Origin of the sequence: Cupriavidus sp. D384, assembly GCF_001652915.1 — a bacterium.
Classification (GTDB): domain Bacteria; phylum Pseudomonadota; class Gammaproteobacteria; order Burkholderiales; family Burkholderiaceae; genus Cupriavidus.
This window is the reverse complement of the sequence record NZ_BBQI01000024.1, coordinates 67454-82524: the sequence shown is the minus strand read 5'-3', so window position 1 is coordinate 82524 and position 15071 is coordinate 67454. Positions and strand designations below refer to the sequence as shown.

The 15071-nt window shown below is 67.1% G+C and carries 15 protein-coding genes; 8 read left to right on the top strand and 7 right to left on the bottom strand.

What is annotated here, in order from left to right; genetic code table 11:
• The first annotated feature begins 71 nt into the window (after positions 1 to 71).
• The 7 genes from tam (at position 72) to A9J21_RS09630 (ending at position 5836) form a co-directional block, all read left to right on the top strand.
• Positions 72 to 842 carry a trans-aconitate 2-methyltransferase gene (gene tam / locus A9J21_RS09660; protein ID WP_066734606.1) on the top strand — a complete coding sequence of 257 codons (771 nt, stop codon included), beginning with the start codon at positions 72 to 74 and terminating at the stop codon, positions 840 to 842.
• Positions 843 to 936: 94 nt separating this feature from the next.
• Positions 937 to 1710: a CHAD domain-containing protein gene (locus tag A9J21_RS09655; RefSeq protein WP_066734599.1), complete on the top strand. Its 774-nt coding sequence runs from the start codon at positions 937 to 939 to the stop codon at positions 1708 to 1710.
• Positions 1711 to 1756: 46 nt separating this feature from the next.
• Positions 1757 to 3184 (top strand): tRNA uridine-5-carboxymethylaminomethyl(34) synthesis GTPase MnmE, encoded by a 1428-nt coding sequence (gene mnmE, locus A9J21_RS09650; RefSeq protein ID WP_066734597.1) that lies wholly within the window; start codon positions 1757 to 1759, stop codon positions 3182 to 3184.
• Positions 3181 to 3690, top strand: coding sequence for a hypothetical protein (locus A9J21_RS09645; protein WP_231906868.1), 510 nt, complete (start codon positions 3181 to 3183; stop codon positions 3688 to 3690). Before mnmE ends, A9J21_RS09645 begins: the two co-directional genes overlap by 4 nt.
• A 101-nt stretch (positions 3691 to 3791) precedes the next feature.
• Positions 3792 to 4379, top strand: a complete 588-nt coding sequence (locus A9J21_RS09640) for a TetR/AcrR family transcriptional regulator (protein ID WP_066734953.1) — start codon at positions 3792 to 3794, stop codon at positions 4377 to 4379.
• 92 nt (positions 4380 to 4471) lie between these two features.
• Entirely contained in the window at positions 4472 to 5032 is a 561-nt protein-coding gene (locus tag A9J21_RS09635; RefSeq protein WP_066734594.1) for an OB-fold protein, read from the top strand.
• A gap of 222 nt (positions 5033 to 5254) precedes the next feature.
• Positions 5255 to 5836 (top strand): Sbal_3080 family lipoprotein, encoded by a 582-nt coding sequence (locus tag A9J21_RS09630; protein ID WP_066734592.1) that lies wholly within the window; start codon positions 5255 to 5257, stop codon positions 5834 to 5836.
• A 30-nt stretch (positions 5837 to 5866) separates the two neighbouring features.
• Here the strand turns inward: A9J21_RS09630 and A9J21_RS09625 are convergent, their stop codons facing one another.
• From A9J21_RS09625 to A9J21_RS09610, 4 genes are all read right to left on the bottom strand, one after another.
• The gene (locus A9J21_RS09625) at positions 5867 to 7879 is read right to left on the bottom strand and encodes a methyl-accepting chemotaxis protein (protein WP_231906867.1); all 2013 of its coding nucleotides are present in this window, start codon (positions 7877 to 7879) and stop codon (positions 5867 to 5869) included.
• 281 nt (positions 7880 to 8160) lie between these two features.
• Positions 8161 to 9135 (bottom strand): M14 family metallopeptidase, encoded by a 975-nt coding sequence (locus A9J21_RS09620; protein WP_066734589.1) that lies wholly within the window; start codon positions 9133 to 9135, stop codon positions 8161 to 8163.
• Positions 9136 to 9222: 87 nt separating this feature from the next.
• Positions 9223 to 10203 carry a tripartite tricarboxylate transporter substrate binding protein gene (locus A9J21_RS09615; protein ID WP_066734588.1) on the bottom strand — a complete coding sequence of 327 codons (981 nt, stop codon included), beginning with the start codon at positions 10201 to 10203 and terminating at the stop codon, positions 9223 to 9225.
• A 132-nt stretch (positions 10204 to 10335) separates the two neighbouring features.
• The gene (locus tag A9J21_RS09610; protein WP_066734587.1) at positions 10336 to 11271 is read right to left on the bottom strand and encodes a LysR family transcriptional regulator; all 936 of its coding nucleotides are present in this window, start codon (positions 11269 to 11271) and stop codon (positions 10336 to 10338) included.
• 106 nt (positions 11272 to 11377) lie between these two features.
• Between A9J21_RS09610 and A9J21_RS09605 the strand changes: the two genes are divergently transcribed.
• Positions 11378 to 12208 (top strand): MerR family transcriptional regulator, encoded by an 831-nt coding sequence (locus tag A9J21_RS09605; RefSeq protein WP_066734584.1) that lies wholly within the window; start codon positions 11378 to 11380, stop codon positions 12206 to 12208.
• A 67-nt stretch (positions 12209 to 12275) separates the two neighbouring features.
• On the opposite strand, the gene A9J21_RS09600 is transcribed toward A9J21_RS09605, so the two are convergent.
• Genes A9J21_RS09600 through A9J21_RS09590 form a run of 3 tightly spaced genes read right to left on the bottom strand, consistent with a single transcriptional unit; the run spans position 12276 to position 15036 of the window.
• Positions 12276 to 13148 (bottom strand): metal-dependent hydrolase, encoded by an 873-nt coding sequence (locus tag A9J21_RS09600; protein ID WP_066734581.1) that lies wholly within the window; start codon positions 13146 to 13148, stop codon positions 12276 to 12278.
• The gene (locus A9J21_RS09595) at positions 13145 to 14146 is read right to left on the bottom strand and encodes an alpha/beta fold hydrolase (protein ID WP_066734578.1); all 1002 of its coding nucleotides are present in this window, start codon (positions 14144 to 14146) and stop codon (positions 13145 to 13147) included. Before A9J21_RS09595 ends, A9J21_RS09600 begins: the two co-directional genes overlap by 4 nt.
• Positions 14143 to 15036 carry an SDR family oxidoreductase gene (locus A9J21_RS09590; protein WP_066734577.1) on the bottom strand — a complete coding sequence of 298 codons (894 nt, stop codon included), beginning with the start codon at positions 15034 to 15036 and terminating at the stop codon, positions 14143 to 14145. The genes A9J21_RS09595 and A9J21_RS09590 overlap by 4 nt, the downstream gene beginning before the upstream one ends.
• Positions 15037 to 15071: the final 35 nt, after the last annotated feature.

Below are 15071 nucleotides of genomic sequence, written 5' to 3'. Positions count from 1 at the left end.
TTTCGGCGTATCCTTGCAGTCTTATGTCTTATATAAGACTTAAGCTCATTAACAGGACAAGGGGATACGCCATGACATGGTCGGCCAGCCAGTACGTGCAATTCGAGGATGAACGGACCCGCCCGGTGCGGGATCTGGTCGGGGCCATCCCCACCGTCAGCGCCACGCGGGTGGTCGACATCGGCTGCGGGCCGGGCAATTCCACCGAAGTGCTGGCCGCCCGGTACGCCAGCGCGGAGGTAACCGGCCTGGACAGCGACGCCGACATGATCGCCGCCGCGCGCAAGCGCCTGCCGAACCTGCATTTCGATATCGCCGACGTCACCCAATGGGCCGATGGCGGGCCCTGGGACGTGATCCTGGCCAACGCCGTGTTCCAGTGGGTGCCCGATCACGCCAGGCTGTTCCCGTCGCTGATCGGCAAGCTCGCGCCGGGCGGCAGCCTGGCGGTGCAGATGCCCGACAACCTCAACGAGCCGCCGCACCTGCTGATGCGCGAAACGGCGCTGGAAGGCCCCTGGGCCCCCAAGCTCGCCGCCGCCGCCGATGCCCGCACCGCGCTGGCATCGGAACGCTGGTATTACGAACTGCTCAAGCCGCACTGCTCGCGTGTGGATATCTGGCGCACGATCTACCAGCATCCGCTCAAGGGTGGCCCGGCCGCCATCGTCGAATGGTTCAAGGGCAGCGGCCTGCGGCCCTTCCTGGCACCGCTGGACGACGCCGAGAAGGCCGAGTACCTGCGGCAGTACGAGGCCAGGCTGGCCAAGGTGTTTCCGGCGATGGCCGACGGCACCGTGCTGCTGCCGTTCCCGCGCGTGTTCATCGTGGCTACGCGTTAGGAATCAGACGGCGGCGGACGGCGGCCGCGTGCGCCATCGCCTACACTAGACGGACGTTGCGCAGTTACTCTCTTTCCACTTCGGAAACATCGCAATGAGCCGTCAGCCCGTGCTGCACCGGAAGATGCGTCCCGCCACCGCGTTCGTTGCCTTGGGCGAATCGGGCCTGGAGGCGGTTCGCGATCGCCTGGACGCACTCCAGCATCGCGACGAGGTGGAGGATGTCCATGAGTTGCGCGTTGCCGTCCGCCATCTGCGCGCGGTGGCGTGGGCGTTCGGCCCGGTGCTGTCCCGCCAGGTAAAGGCGCGGTGGAAGCAGGCCCTGCACGATGTGGCCGACGCCGCTGGCGATGTGCGCGACTGGGACGTCTTCATCGCCGAGACCCTGGCCCCGGCGCTGGTGAAGCAGCCCGAAGACGCGCTGCTGGTTGGACTGATCGAGACCGCCCAGGCCCGGCGCACGATTGCCCACGCCGAGATGATGACAAGATTGTCACGCTACCGGCAGGCACCGCTGCCCACGTTGAAACGCGACCTGCTGCATCTTGCCGCACAGGACGCCAGCGGCCGGCTCGAAAACTTCGCACCGAAGCGCATCCGCAAGGCCCGCGACAAGGTTCGCGAGCGGGCCCGCATTGCCCGCGACGGGAAGACCGAGCATGTCCACAAGCTGCGCATCGGCAACAAGCGCCTGCGCTATGCCATCGAGGCACTGTCCGATGTCCTGCCTGGCCGCTATCGCAAGCGCCTGCGCAAGAAGCTGGTGGCGCGGCAGTCGGAACTGGGCGCCGTGATCGACGGCGCCGTGGCGCGCCGGCTGATGTGCGAGTGCCTGTCCGTCGAACCACCCGGCGACGCGCCGGCATGAGCCGCAGCCAATCCGGCCCGCAGGGCGATCTGCGACAATACTGCACATGACTGCAACCCAGCTTCCCATTGCCGCCATCGCCACCGCCCCGGGCCGCGGCGGCATCGGCGTCGTACGCGTATCGGGCCCCGATGTCGGCAGCGTCATGCGCGCTGTCTGCGGCCGCGCGCTGCAGCCGCGCCATGCCACCTACCTGCCGTTCCTGGACGGCCACGGCAAGGTCATCGACCACGGCCTGGCGCTGTACTTTCCGGCACCCAATTCCTACACCGGCGAAGAAGTGCTCGAACTGCAGGGCCACGGTGGCCCGGTGGTCATGCAGATGCTGCTGGCGCGGTGCCTGGAAGCCGGCAAGGATATCGGCCTGCGCGTGGCGGAGCCCGGCGAATTCACGCGCCGCGCCTTTCTGAACGACAAGCTCGACCTGGCCCAGGCCGAAGCCGTGGCCGACCTGATCGAAGCCAGCACCGAGGCCGCCGCACGTTCGGCCGCGCGCTCGATGGAAGGCGAGTTCTCGCGGGCCATCCACGCGCTGGTCGAGCAGGTCATCCACCTGCGCATGCTGGTGGAAGCCACGCTCGACTTCCCCGAGGAGGAAATCGACTTCCTGGAAGCGTCCGACGCCCGCGGCCAGCTCACGCGCATTCGCGCAAGCCTGGCCGGCGTGCTCAAGCAGGCGCGCCAGGGATCGCTGCTGCGCGAAGGGTTGTCGGTCGTGCTGGCCGGGCAACCGAATGTTGGCAAGTCGTCGCTGCTCAATGCGCTGGCGGGCGCGGAACTGGCCATCGTCACGCCGATCGCCGGCACCACCCGCGACCGCGTGCGCGAGACCATCCAGATCGACGGCATCCCGCTCCATATCATCGACACCGCCGGCCTGCGCGACGACGCTGCCGACGAGGTGGAGCGCATCGGCATCGAACGCACCTGGGACGCAATCCGGCGCGCGGACATCGTGCTGCATCTGGTGGACGCGGCCGACTACCTCGAACACGGCATCTCGGAAATCGACGATCACATCGACGATCGCCTGAGCGGCCAGCTCCCGCCCGGGTCGCCAATCGTGCGCGTGGTCAACAAGATCGACATGGCGCCATCGGCTGGCGAAATGGGCTTCGGCGGCAACCGCCCGCACGTGGTGGCGGCCAACGGCCCCAACCCCACCGAAATCTGGATTTCGGCGCGCACCGGCGCCGGCATCGACCTGATGCGCCGGGAACTGCTGCGCCTGATCGGCTGGCAGTCTGGCAACGAGGGCACGTTCCTGGCACGCGAGCGCCATCTCACCGCGTTGCGCAACGCCCAATCGCACCTGGACTGCGCCGTGGAACGCGCCGAACAGAACGCCCAGGCCCTGGATCTGTTCGCCGAAGAACTCCGACTTGCACAGGACCACCTGAACAGCATCACGGGCGAATTCACCAGCGACGACCTGCTGGGGACAATCTTTACGCGGTTCTGTATCGGCAAGTGAGCGGCCTGCAGCCTCCGGGGGCGCTTGCCGGGCGCCCCCTCACTCCCGGCGAGCAATCGATCGCCCGCTCGGTCTTCGCCGATACCATCGACTACGCCGCCGTCCGCGTGCACCATCGCAACTACGTCTTCTGGCAGGGTGACAACTACATCATCACGCCCAATGGCCATATCTACCTGGGCCGGAAGCTGCGCGGGCTGGATGACTTCAGTGTGGCTGGCCTGGCGTTGCAGGGACTGTTTATCCACGAGATGACACATGTCTGGCAGCACCAGCAAGGCATCAACGTGCTGCTGCGTGGTGGGCTGGAGCAGGTCCGGCACTTCTGCGGTTTCAACCAGTACCGGTACCGGCTGGAACCGGGCAAGGCGCTCGGACAGTACAAGCTCGAACAGCAGGGCGAGATCGTGCGCCACTACTTCCTCGCACAGCGTGGACAGCCCACGCCGTACAGCGCGACGCAGTATCTTGCTGCGCTTGGCAGCCAGGGGCCGACCATCGTGTGATGCGTCGACGGCATCGCAAGCGAAGGAAGCCTCCATGCCCGCGCGTTGACTTGCATGACGATGTGGCGGACCATCGGCCACATCGCCATCTGGAGCAGATCATGCCGCGCGTATCGAAAGCGGAAGCGGAGAAGAACCGCGCCATCATTGAGCAGGTGTCCTCGCGGCTGTTTCGCGAGCAGGGCTTCCACGGCATCAGCGTGGCCGACCTGATGGGCGCCGCGGGGCTCACGCATGGCGGCTTCTACGGCCATTTCGAATCGAAGGATGCGCTTGCGGCCATCGCCTGCACCCGGGCATTCGAAGAGTCCGAGGCGCGCTGGCGCAAGCGTGTCGGCGAGGCGCCTGACCATGCCACCGCACTGTCGTCGCTGATCGATGGCTACCTGTCCGCCCGCAATCGCAACAATGCCGGTGCCGGCTGCCCGGTGGCGGCGCTGGCCAACGATGTGGCGCGCGAGTCCGACGACAAGCCGGTGCGTGCCGCCTTCCACCAAGGGCTGGAAGCGCTGGTCGACATCCTGACCGACGTGCAGCCCGACGCCGCTGCCGACGCGCGCCGCAGTGCCGCCCTGGCGCAGATGGCTACGCTGGCCGGCGCGTTGATCCTGTCGCGGGCCACGCAAGGCACGCCGCTCTCGAACGAAATTCTGGCCGCCACGCGGGCCCGGCTGCTCCCGGAAGGCTGACGCGGCGTCAGGCGCGCTACACTGGCGGACTTCGCCGTCCAGCAGTCCCTTGCGAAGTCCCTGAAGATCCAGTCGCCCCAGAAGCCCGCCCGATGTTGAGCCGCACCAGACAAACCCTTATCGCCGTTGTTGCCGTCGTCGTCCTTTTCCTGCTGTGGTTCGTTGGCAATGACAAGCACGACGTGGCGCCGGTTGCCACCGTCGCCGCCCCCGACGAACCCGCCAGCTTGCCGCGCGGCATCCCGCGCAACGGCACGCTCGACCCGATCAGCATCGATCCGAACCGTCCCGCCGACCGGCTCCCCCAGTATCAGGCCGAAGGCCTGGCAGACGACTATCGCAACGACGCGGTGGCAGCAGACGACCGCTATCGCGGCCGCTACTTCATCGTCGAAGGCATAGCCAGCGGCGTGCGCCGCGACGGCGACAACCTGATGCTGGAAATCCGCACCGACAATCCCGGCGAAGTGGTCCGCGCGGCGCTGCTGCGCCAGCAGATCTGCGGCCCGGGCACCCGCGCCTGCGAAGTGGAAGCGCGTGCCACGATGGTCCGGCGCGGCCAGAAGGTGGCCGTGGAATGCACAGGCGCCGGGCAGGCCGAAGGCGGCACGCCGCTGCTGTCCGAGTGCCTGATCCGGGGCGGCGCCAACTGATCTGGCAGATCGGCCAGCGGATACCGCGCAGATGCTTCATCAATCACTTTCGCGATTTGCGGCATCTGTCCCCCGCTGTTCCACGCATTGACTGCCCGCCGGCACGCCTACATTACGCAGGCATGCTGCCGGCAATGCGTCCCTGACCCGCCTCTCGAAGCTCCTGGCCCGAAGCGGATCCGGACGGCCGGCACCCTCGCCGACGCGCATCCAGGATCCAAGATGAAGAGAGCAACGATAGCCGCCACGCTGGCCCTGCTGGCCACGGGCTGTTCCACCTACCAGAGCGTGACGCCGGTCGACCGCGCAGACCAGGTCGACCCGATCGCCGGCTACCAGAACGGAGCCTATGGCGGCCCGGCGCAGTTCCGCGTGGACGGCAACCGCGTAGTGGGCGCCGATGGCGCACTGTTCTGCGTGATCACCCACCAGGTCAATGGCAACGCCTATATCGACGACTTTGCCAATTCGCTGCGGGCGCGCAACTTCGAGGTCAAGATGCTGCCGCCGCATTCGTCGGTGGCATCGTGCCCGATGACGGCCGTCTACACGGCCCAGCGCCAGACCTTCGTCACGCCGTTCCTGGTGTCGGCCGACATCACCGTGTTCCGCAACGGCGAACGCGTGGGCAAGGCCGTGTTCAACGCCAACCGCAGCGCGGGCGGCATCAACCTGAGCCACCTGATCCAGCCCGATGCCAAGATCGACGAACTGGTCGACCGGCTGTTCCCGGGTCTGAAGCCCCAGCCGGCGCCGGCACAGGCGTCGCCCGCCCCGGCACCGGCCGCAGCCCCCGCGGCCTGACGGCCGCAGGGTCGACTCCGGCAGGGCTGGTCAGGCCAGCCGGAATACCTCCACCGCCTGGCGCAGTTCCTGCGCCTGGTGATGCAGGCTCTCGGCCGCTGCGGCCGCTTCTTCCACCAGGGCCGCGTTTTGCTGCGTGACACCGTCCATCTCGGCCACCGCGCCGCTGACCTGGGCCAGCCCTTGTGACTGCTCGCGCGACGCCACGCTGATGTCGCCCATCAGCGCCGCAATGCCTTCCACGCGGCGCACCACATCGTCGATGGCCGTGCCGGCCTGCTGCACGGCCTCGTTGCCACTCTTCAGATCGGCCACGGTCCGTTCGATCAGCTGCTTGATCTCGCCCGCCGCATTGGCGCTGCGCTGCGCCAGGCTGCGCACCTCGCCCGCCACCACGGCAAAGCCGCGCCCGTGCTCGCCCGCGCGGGCCGCTTCCACGGCGGCGTTGAGCGCCAGGATGTTGGTCTGGAAGGCAATGCCGTCGATCATGCCGATGATGTCCACCACCTGCTGCGCATTGCGATGGATATCGGCCATCGTGCCGACCACGCGACCCACGGTGCTGCCGCCCGAACGCGCTGCATCGGCGGCGCTGGCCACGGCCGCGTTGGCGTCGTGCGCATTGTCGGCGTTCTGCTTCACCGCGGCGGACAGTTGCTCGATGCTGGCAACGGTACGCTCCAGGCTGCCGGCCTGCGACGCCGTGCGCGCGGACAGGTCGGCGTTGCCGCTGGCAATCTGGCTGGTGCTGCCCGCAATGGCGCCAATGCTGCCGCGTACCTTGTCGACGATGCCGGTCAGGCCCTGGCCCACGCCGTCGATGGCGCGCATCAGCTGGCCGATCTCGTCGTTGCGGCGGGTATCCAGCCGCGTGGTCAGGTCGCCCGAGGCCAGGCGCCCTGCCGCGTCGGCGGCCTCGCCCAGCGGATGGCTGACCATCCGGCGCAGCAGCCACCAGAACGCGGCCGACACCGCCAGCGCGACCAGCAGGCCGAACGCCAGAAAGCGGTTGCGGCTGGCGACGAGTTCATCGCGCAGCGAAGCCATCGGCACCGTGCCCGCGATCAGCCATTGCCAGTCGGGATAGGTCACGAACGCGGTCAGCCGCTCGGCGGGAGCGCTGTTGCCGATGGCTACCGTGCCGACCACGGCACCGTCCCTGGCGGCAATCATGTCGCGAATCCACGGCTTGCCGTCGGCATCCTTCGCGTCGATCTGCACCGTGCCTTCGGAGCCCGAGCGGTCCACCATGACCTTGCCCTGGTCGGCGCCAGCCTTGGCGTCGATGACGATGAACTGACCATCGGCCCCGATCGTCTTGCGACGGATGCGATTCTTCAGTGCGGCCAGTTCGGCCTCGACGTTCACGCCCACATACAGCGCGCCAACGATCTTGCCGCCGGCATCGCGCACCGGCTCGTACTTGCTCATATAGGGCTTGCCGAACAGCCAGGCCAGCGACCGGTACGACTTGCCCGACGCCACCGCCGCGTAGGCCGGGCTGGAGCGGTCCAGCAGCGTACCCACCGCGCGCTGTCCGTCCTGCTTCTTGAGCGACGTGGTCACGCGGATATAGTCATCGCCGGTACGCGCGAACACGGTTGCCACGACGCCGCCGGTATTGGCGAAAAAGCGATCCGGCACTTCGAAACTGTTGTTCAGCAGCAGGTCGCCGCTGCGAAAGGCCGGCGTGGGCTTGCCGGCCACTTCGATGGACTGGGACGGGTCCACCGCGTACGGGCCGGGCAGCACCGATGCAAAGTTCAGCAGGAAGCGGTCGGCCTCCTGCAGCATGGTGTCATCGAGCTGGGCCACCAGTTCGCGCAGGGTCTGGCTTTCGGCACTGATGGCGTCGCGGGCCTGTGATTCGAGCTGGTTCATGCTGCTGAGCGACAGCGCCAGCGAGAACGCGCAGAAGGCAATGATCTGAACAGCCAGCACAACCAGCGCAATGCGCGTGCCGATGCTCCAGCTGCCGGCGAGCGCGCGCACGCGGCCCGCCGCTGCCTGCTGGGGCAGGGTAAGGGAAGAGGTAGAAGACAAGGGGCGCTCCGTGAATAACGCCATGCGCCGTTGTGACGCACGGGCAACGTCTGCTCTGACGGCAGATCGTCACATCGCAGTTATCGGATGACGCGACAACGCCCTTGAATTAAAGAAATGCTTAATCTAGCTATCGCCGACATATATCACGGCATGACAGGAAAAACGGGCACCGGACGCAACCTCTTGTGGGGGCCGCTTGCCGGTGCTTGCCGCTGAAACACCCCTCTGCAACCAGTTTCAGTGTTTTTGTTGTTGTCTTTCGTTGTGCGCGCTGCGACTCAGCTTTCAAGCTGGCCCAGGCGCACCACCGTCACGCCGGGCCGCAGCTGGCGCAGCGACGGCATCACCAGCACGCAGTTGGCGTACGGCGTGGTCACGGGCTCGCCATCGCGCCAGCCGATCACGGTGCCGGCGTCGGCAAACGTTTCCAGTCCCGTGTAGGGGCCCGCAAAGCGGAAGTCCATGCTGCTGGCCACCACGGGATCGGTCACGCGCACCACGCGCTGGGCGGCGGGCAACGGCCGCAGCCACCCGGCCGGCAGGTCCGCTTGGTCGATGATTCCGGCATTGAGCAGGAAACGCGCGGTGCTGTCGCGTGCCACGTCCACGGCACCGGCTTCCCAGTGCTGGCCGCATTCGATCAGCAGTGCGTTGCGCGGGCTGGCGGCATCGCCAAAACCGGCGTAGTCGCGCATCCGGCGGCCTTCGGGATGGCCCTCGTCGACGATGATGTCTGCCGGCGCCCCCACGGCGCGCGACAGCGCGATGCCCTTGTCCAGCGGGCCCGATACGATCAGCGGACGGCTTTTCTCGTGCATCGAATGCAGGTCGAGCAGCAGGTCAACGGTGTCGATGACCGGGCGCATGGCCCGGGCGCGGCGCAGTTCGGAGGAATCGCGCGACGGGTCGTCGAGCACAGCGGCCGTCCACACGCGGTTGAAGTCCTGGTCGACAAAGCGCGACGCGTCAGGCCTGGCCGCGTCGAACGTGGCATAGGCATCGACGTTGGCAAACGCCAGCGTCAGTTGGCCGCGCCGGGGGCGCAGGCCGTGATCGAGCAGACCCGCCACCGTAATTGCGCCGCACACCTCGTTGCCGTGCGTCAGCGCATTGATCATCACATGCGGACCCGGCAGGCCGCTGTCGAACGTATGCACGTAGGCGATGCCCGTGTTGCCTTCGGCATAGGGGCGGATATCGGGAAACTCGACTTCAACCGGATAGGCGTCGAAGGCGGGGGCACTCTGTGTCATCTGGACTTCCTTGGCTGCCCCTGACGAGGCAACTATAGTTGGCGTCTATCAATGATGGTGAAAATACGCAGCCATCATTCCTCGCCTTTATTCCTTGATATCGGCTGCTTGCACGATCGTCTTGTACTTGGCCGTTTCGCGCTTCACGAAGCTGCCAAACTGGGCCGGATTGGCCGGTTGCACCTCGACACCAGCCTCGGCCAGCTTCTTGCGCACGTCCGGCAGTGCCAGCACGGCCTGCATTTCAGTATTCAGCCGATCGATAACTGGCTTCGGTGTAGCACCAGGCGCCATCAATCCAAACCATACTCCCATATCCACACCCTTCAGCGCCGGGGTCTCTGCCAGGGCGGGCACGTTGGGCGCCACGCTGGCGCGCCTGGCCTCCGTCACGCCGTAGGCGCGCACGCGGCCGGCCTGGATATGGGGCAGCGCCGACGACAGCACCATCACCGCGAGGTCGATCTGGCCACCCAGCAGATCGGTGGCCATGGCCGATGCGCCCTTGTACGGCACGTGCGTGATATTGACCTTGCCCTGCTGCTTGATCAGTTCGCCAGCCAGGTTCAGCGGCGTACCCACGCCCGACGACGCGTACGACAGCGTGCCCGGCTTGGCCTTTGCCAGCGCCATCAGTTCGCTGGCGTCCTTGGCCGGCAGTTGCAGCTTGCCGACCAGCACCATCGGCTGGGTGCCGACAAAGGTGATCGGCGCCAGGTCTTTCTCGCCGTCGTAGCGCACGGCCGGATTGGTCAGGCGGGCAATCGACACCTCGCTGCCCGAACCCATCAGCAGCGTGTAGCCGTCGGCCTCGGCCTTGACCACCTTCTGCGCGCCGATGGTGCCGCCTGCGCCACCCAGGTTCTCGATCACCACGCTCTGGCCCAGGCGCTTGCCCAGTTCGGGCGCCACGGTGCGCGCCACCAGGTCGACGCTGCCGCCCGCGGTGTAGCCCACCACCAGCGTGATCGGCTTGGCCGGATAGCCACCGGCCGCCAGGGCGCTGGCCGAAACGAGGGCACTACTGGCAAGGGAAACGGCGGCAAGCGCGCGCAGCATCGGGTTCATGATTTCTCCGGGCAGGTCTGTGAATGTTTTCCGGCGATGGTAGAGAGCGCGCACTGCTGCGGCATGCGGCTTTGGCAATAGCGGTTGCCGTTTCGGCAATGGTCGGGAATGGTGCGCGAGGGCGCACACGCACTACTTTGAGGCGGCCTGCCAGAACGCTTCGGCCAGCGCCCGCATCGGCGCACGCGGCCGGTACAGGCGGATGTCCAGCGCCAGGTCGGCGCTGTCGCCACCGTGCAGGTCGGCCCGCACCAGCCGGCCCCCGTGCAGGTCGTCGGCGATCAGCCGCGCGGGCAGCCAGGCCAGGCCCATGCGCTGGCGCACCATCTCGTGGACCGACTCCGCGAAGTCGCTGACCGCAATCACATCAAGCCAGCTTGCCAGCTTGCGGCGTGCAATTTCCTGGTTGACCATGCGGCCCATGGTCAGCGTCTCGGCGTAGGCGATCATCGGCACCGGCACCGGACGCGCACCGGCCTTCGGCTTCTGGAGCCGGAATTCGGGCGCGCCGCGCGCCGTGGCAGCCGATACGCAGACCAGCCGCTCGACACCCACGGCGTGGAAACGGTAGTGCGCATCGTCGAGCATGATCGGCAGGTCGTGCGGGCTGTAGCAGAGCAGGAAGTCGGCGTCGCCTTCGGTGAACATCTCCAGCGCGTCGTGCGTGGCGTGCGTGGACAGCCGCGTCCGGAAGCCCGCACCAACCGGATCGTCACGCAATGCATCGCGCAGCCCGGCCAGCCACGCGGGCACCATCGAACGGGCCAGGGTCTTGCCCGTGGCAATGGTGATGGTGCTGGCATCGGCCCGGTGCGCGGCACGCAGCGCCACGCGCGTGTCGTCGAGGGTGCGCAGCGCGGTCTGGGCGGCCTCCAGGAACTGCCGGCCCTCGTGCGTGAGCCGCACGGGAAACACGCTGCGATCGATCAGCGGTGCGCCGGCCCACACTTCCAGCGCCTGCATGCGACGTCCGAACGCCGGCGGCGTGACATTGCGCAGCTCCGCGGCACGCGCAAGGCTGCCAGCCTGGGCCAGACAGACGAAATCTTCGAGCCAACGGATATGCATGAGGACCGGGAACGTTGTTGGCGCATTGTAACGTCGCTGTCACGATGCGCTGCGGCGACCTGCTCCAAGCCCATGCCGCTGCGCCGCCTCGGTTAGAATTTTCGCCATGTCTTCCCCCAAGCGCGGCGCCAGCCCATCCTCCTCCGCTGCCGGCCCGTCCGATGCAACGCCATCGGACCGCGCCGCCTTTCCCGAATACACGATCGACGAACTGGCGCGCGCGGCCGGCACCACGGTACGCAATATCCGCTCGTACCAGGACCGCGGCCTGATCGATCCGCCCGAGCGGCGCGGGCGCGTGGGCATCTACACCCAGACCCATCTTGGGCGGCTGCGGCTGATCCATCATCTGCTGGCACGCGGCTATACGCTGGCCAACATCATGGAGCTGCTGAAGGCCATTGTCGAAGGCCACGACCTGCGCTCGATCCTGGGCCTGGAGACCGCGATCAGCAGCCCGTGGACCAGCGAGGCGCCACGCCACTATTCGTACCTGGCACTGGCCCGGCTGTTCGGCCGCGCCATTTCCCGCCCGGCGCTGGCAAAGGCCATCTCGCTGGGATTGCTGGAGCCTGACGGCTTTGGCTATCTGGCGCGCAGCCCGCGCGCCCTGGCGGCTGGCGCGGAGATGGCCCGCGCCGGTTTTCCGCTCGAAGACGTGCTGGACATCATCGACCATGCACGCGGCCACTTCCAGGCCGTGTCGGATCGCATCGTCGGCATGGTGGTGCGCGAACTCGACAAGTTCGGGGAAGGGCAGCTGCCACCGCCGTCGGAAGTGCCGCGCATCGTCGACGTGCTCTGGCGCATTCGCCCGCTGGCACTGGTGGCGCTGGAGACCGAGATGATGCGGTCGCTGGAAATTTCGGCGAACAAGTACCTGGGTGATCGGGTGGCGGCGATTCTCGAACACCTGAACGACAAGCCTGCCGAATAACCGCAGCCCGATGACGACATGCCCCTCCCGCGCACGGGAGAGGCCAATCCCCCTCGGCAATCGTCAGTTACACGGCACTGCGAATCGACGGCGCGCGCGTACTCGCTCCTGCGCGAATAGCCGTATCTTCAATTTCGGCGATCAACGGCATGATGCGGTTCAGTTCGGCACGGTTGTCCTCGTCCCACGGATGGAAGCCCGGGCGGAAGTAATCGAACCATTCCGGAATCATCTTGCGCAGCACGCCGGGTGATCCCCACAGGAAGTTCACCACGCGGCCGAAGCCCAACAGCTTGTTGCGGCACGTCCTGTCGGCCATCACCAGCCGCACGTGGAACACGAACACCATTGCCCAGAACGTGACGGTGGTGGTCAGCATCGTGAACGTACGCAGGAAATATCGATACGGCCCCGGCTTCATCACCGTGTTCCAGACGTCGTAGGCCACGGCCTTGTGTTCGGTTTCCTCCAGCGCGTGCCACGTCCACACCTGCCGGTAGCCGGGCGCGGACTCGCCCATGTGGCGCGGGTCGGACAGCATGCCGCCGGCCAGCATCGCCGTGTAGTGTTCGAGCGCGATGGTGTGGGCCAGCTGCCACGACTTTGGCAGGATCCTGCGTAGCAGGTTCAGCAGCTTCGCCACCGCATTGTCGAGTTTTGACGCGGGCAGCCCCGCATCGTCCAGCAGCCGGTTGTAGAGGATGTGCTCGCGCGTGTGCATGGCTTCCTGCCCGATAAAGCCGGCCACGGCCTGCCTGAGTTCGGGGTCGGTCACGCGGTCGCGGTAGTTGCGCACGCTGTCCATGAAGAAGCGTTCGCCGGCCGGAAAGAAGATCGACAGGGCGTTGATGAAATGGGTCACGTGCTGCCCGCGCTCGTGCCAGTCGCAGATGCGTTCCGGCGGGAGGTGGGGATGCACGTCTCGGCGGACTGGCATCATGATGTGGACTCCTGAGGCTGGGGGGTTGGCACCACGCGGGCACCGTCCAGAAAACGCAGCAGGTCGGCCGCCACGCGCTGCGGGTCTTCTTCCATCGGCACATGGCCAAGACCCGCATAGCGGTGCAGCGTCACGTCGGGGATACGCGCCGCGAACTCCGCGGCATGCGCGGGCGGGATCCAGCGGTCGCGGTCTCCCCACAGCACCAGCGTGGGTTGACGCACGCCGCGCAGCCGCTCCGTGTCGAGCTGATCGAAATCGAGCTTCGGCACCATGCGGCCCACCGCTTCGCGGCTGCCTGCTGCGTAAAAGAAATCGACGTAGCGGCGAAACGTGGCCTCGGGCACGCGCGTCGCATCGCCATACACATCGCGCGTGGCCGCGCGGATGATCCACTCGGGCAGCAGCCACGGCGCCGACCAGCGCACCGCCGCGTGGCGGAACAGGTCGATATAGATCGGCAGCTTCATCGGAAAGCCCGCCGCGTCGATCAGCACCAGCCGGTTCACCATGGCCGGGCGGCGCGCGGCGAGATCCCATGCGATCAGTCCGCCCAGCGAGTTGCCGATGAACGTGGCACGCGACAGGTTCAATGCGGCCAGGAAGCCGTCGATAAAGCTGCGGTAGGCGTCGATATCCATCGTCGCGATGCGGCCGCGCGCATCATGCAGCGGCCCCGTCAGACCAAACGGCGCGAGATCCAGGCGAATCACGCGATAGCGCTGGCGCAGCGCGGGCATCAGCCCTTCCCATGTGTGCAGCGATGCGCCGAAACCATGGATCAGCACCAGCGGCTCGCCCTCGGGCACCCCTTCCTCGGTGTAATGCACGAGCGCGCCCATCACCTGGATCCAGCGCGACGCAGGCAGCGCATGGCGGCGCGCCAGCGTGTCGCGCGACAGGCTGACCAGGCCCACACGGCCCTGGCCGAACCAGCGCGTGAACGTGCCCGGCGGCGACTGCAACGCGGCCTCGCGCGACAGCGCGGCGCGCGTCATGCGCGCTCTCCGCCGCGTGCCGGTGCCGTGGCGGCATCCGGTACAAGCTGCTTGCGCTTGCGTCGCGTCTCGCGCACCACCAGCGACTGGTAGGCAGCCGGCAGCAGGCGCGCCATCGCATCGGCGGCCACAGCATCGGGCCCGATCAGGACGCGACGCTTGTTGGCGCGCACGCCGTCCAGGATCACGCGCGCAGCCTTGTCGGCCGTGGTGATGAAGAACTTCTCGAATTCCTCGCGTCCCTGCTGGGCGTCACGCACCAGCAGGCCGTTGACGCTGGGCGATACCCGGCTGGCCCGCGCGATATTGGTCTTGATGCCGCCCGGGTGAACGGTGGTGGCCGACACGCCGCAGTCCATCAGGTCCAGTTCCTGGCGCAGCGCTTCGGTGAAGCCGCGCACCGCGTACTTGCTGGCGTTGTAGGCGCCCATGCCCGGCTGCGCGAACAGGCCGAACACGCTGGACGTATTGATCACGTGGCCCTCGCCGCTGGCCTTCAGGTGCGGCAGGAAGGCCTTGGTGCCGTACACCACGCCCCAGAAGTTGATGCCGATGATCCATTCAAGGTCGTCGTAGCTCATGCCCTCGACCGTGCTCGACAACGCCACGCCGGCGTTGTTGAAGATCAGGTTCACATGGCCGTGGTCGCGCACCACGGCATCGGCCCAGGCATAGACTGCCGCACGATCGGCCACGTCGACCGTGGCGATGGTGGCGCGCACGTCCGGCGCCAGGCGCTGTACGTCGGCCAGCGTCTGCGCCAGCCCGGCTTCGTTGCAATCGGACAGCGCCACGTGGCAGCCCGCCTGCGCGAGCTGCGTCGCCAGGCAGCGGCCCATGCCCGAGCCGGCGCCCGTGATCGCGGCAACCCTGTTGCGGAAATCCTTCATGCGTGTCTCCTCTGGTCTTGTGTCTTGTGTCTTGC

Bases quoted from the DNA above. Each gene is read 5' to 3' on its own strand.
- A9J21_RS09655 (WP_066734599.1), top strand. From the start codon at position 937: ATGAGCCGTCAGCCCGTGCTGCACCGGAAGATGCGTCCCGCCACCGCG.
- A9J21_RS09640 (WP_066734953.1), top strand. From the start codon at position 3,792: ATGCCGCGCGTATCGAAAGCGGAAGCGGAGAAGAACCGCGCCATCATT.
- tam (WP_066734606.1), top strand. From the start codon at position 72: ATGACATGGTCGGCCAGCCAGTACGTGCAATTCGAGGATGAACGGACC.
- A9J21_RS09615 (WP_066734588.1), bottom strand. From the start codon at position 10,203: ATGAACCCGATGCTGCGCGCGCTTGCCGCCGTTTCCCTTGCCAGTAGT.
- A9J21_RS09630 (WP_066734592.1), top strand. From the start codon at position 5,255: ATGAAGAGAGCAACGATAGCCGCCACGCTGGCCCTGCTGGCCACGGGC.
- A9J21_RS09610 (WP_066734587.1), bottom strand. From the start codon at position 11,271: ATGCATATCCGTTGGCTCGAAGATTTCGTCTGTCTGGCCCAGGCTGGC.
- mnmE (WP_066734597.1), top strand. From the start codon at position 1,757: ATGACTGCAACCCAGCTTCCCATTGCCGCCATCGCCACCGCCCCGGGC.
- A9J21_RS09620 (WP_066734589.1), bottom strand. From the start codon at position 9,135: ATGACACAGAGTGCCCCCGCCTTCGACGCCTATCCGGTTGAAGTCGAG.
- A9J21_RS09635 (WP_066734594.1), top strand. From the start codon at position 4,472: ATGTTGAGCCGCACCAGACAAACCCTTATCGCCGTTGTTGCCGTCGTC.
- A9J21_RS09590 (WP_066734577.1), bottom strand. From the start codon at position 15,036: ATGAAGGATTTCCGCAACAGGGTTGCCGCGATCACGGGCGCCGGCTCG.
- A9J21_RS09600 (WP_066734581.1), bottom strand. From the start codon at position 13,148: ATGATGCCAGTCCGCCGAGACGTGCATCCCCACCTCCCGCCGGAACGC.
- A9J21_RS09595 (WP_066734578.1), bottom strand. From the start codon at position 14,146: ATGACGCGCGCCGCGCTGTCGCGCGAGGCCGCGTTGCAGTCGCCGCCG.
- A9J21_RS09605 (WP_066734584.1), top strand. From the start codon at position 11,378: ATGTCTTCCCCCAAGCGCGGCGCCAGCCCATCCTCCTCCGCTGCCGGC.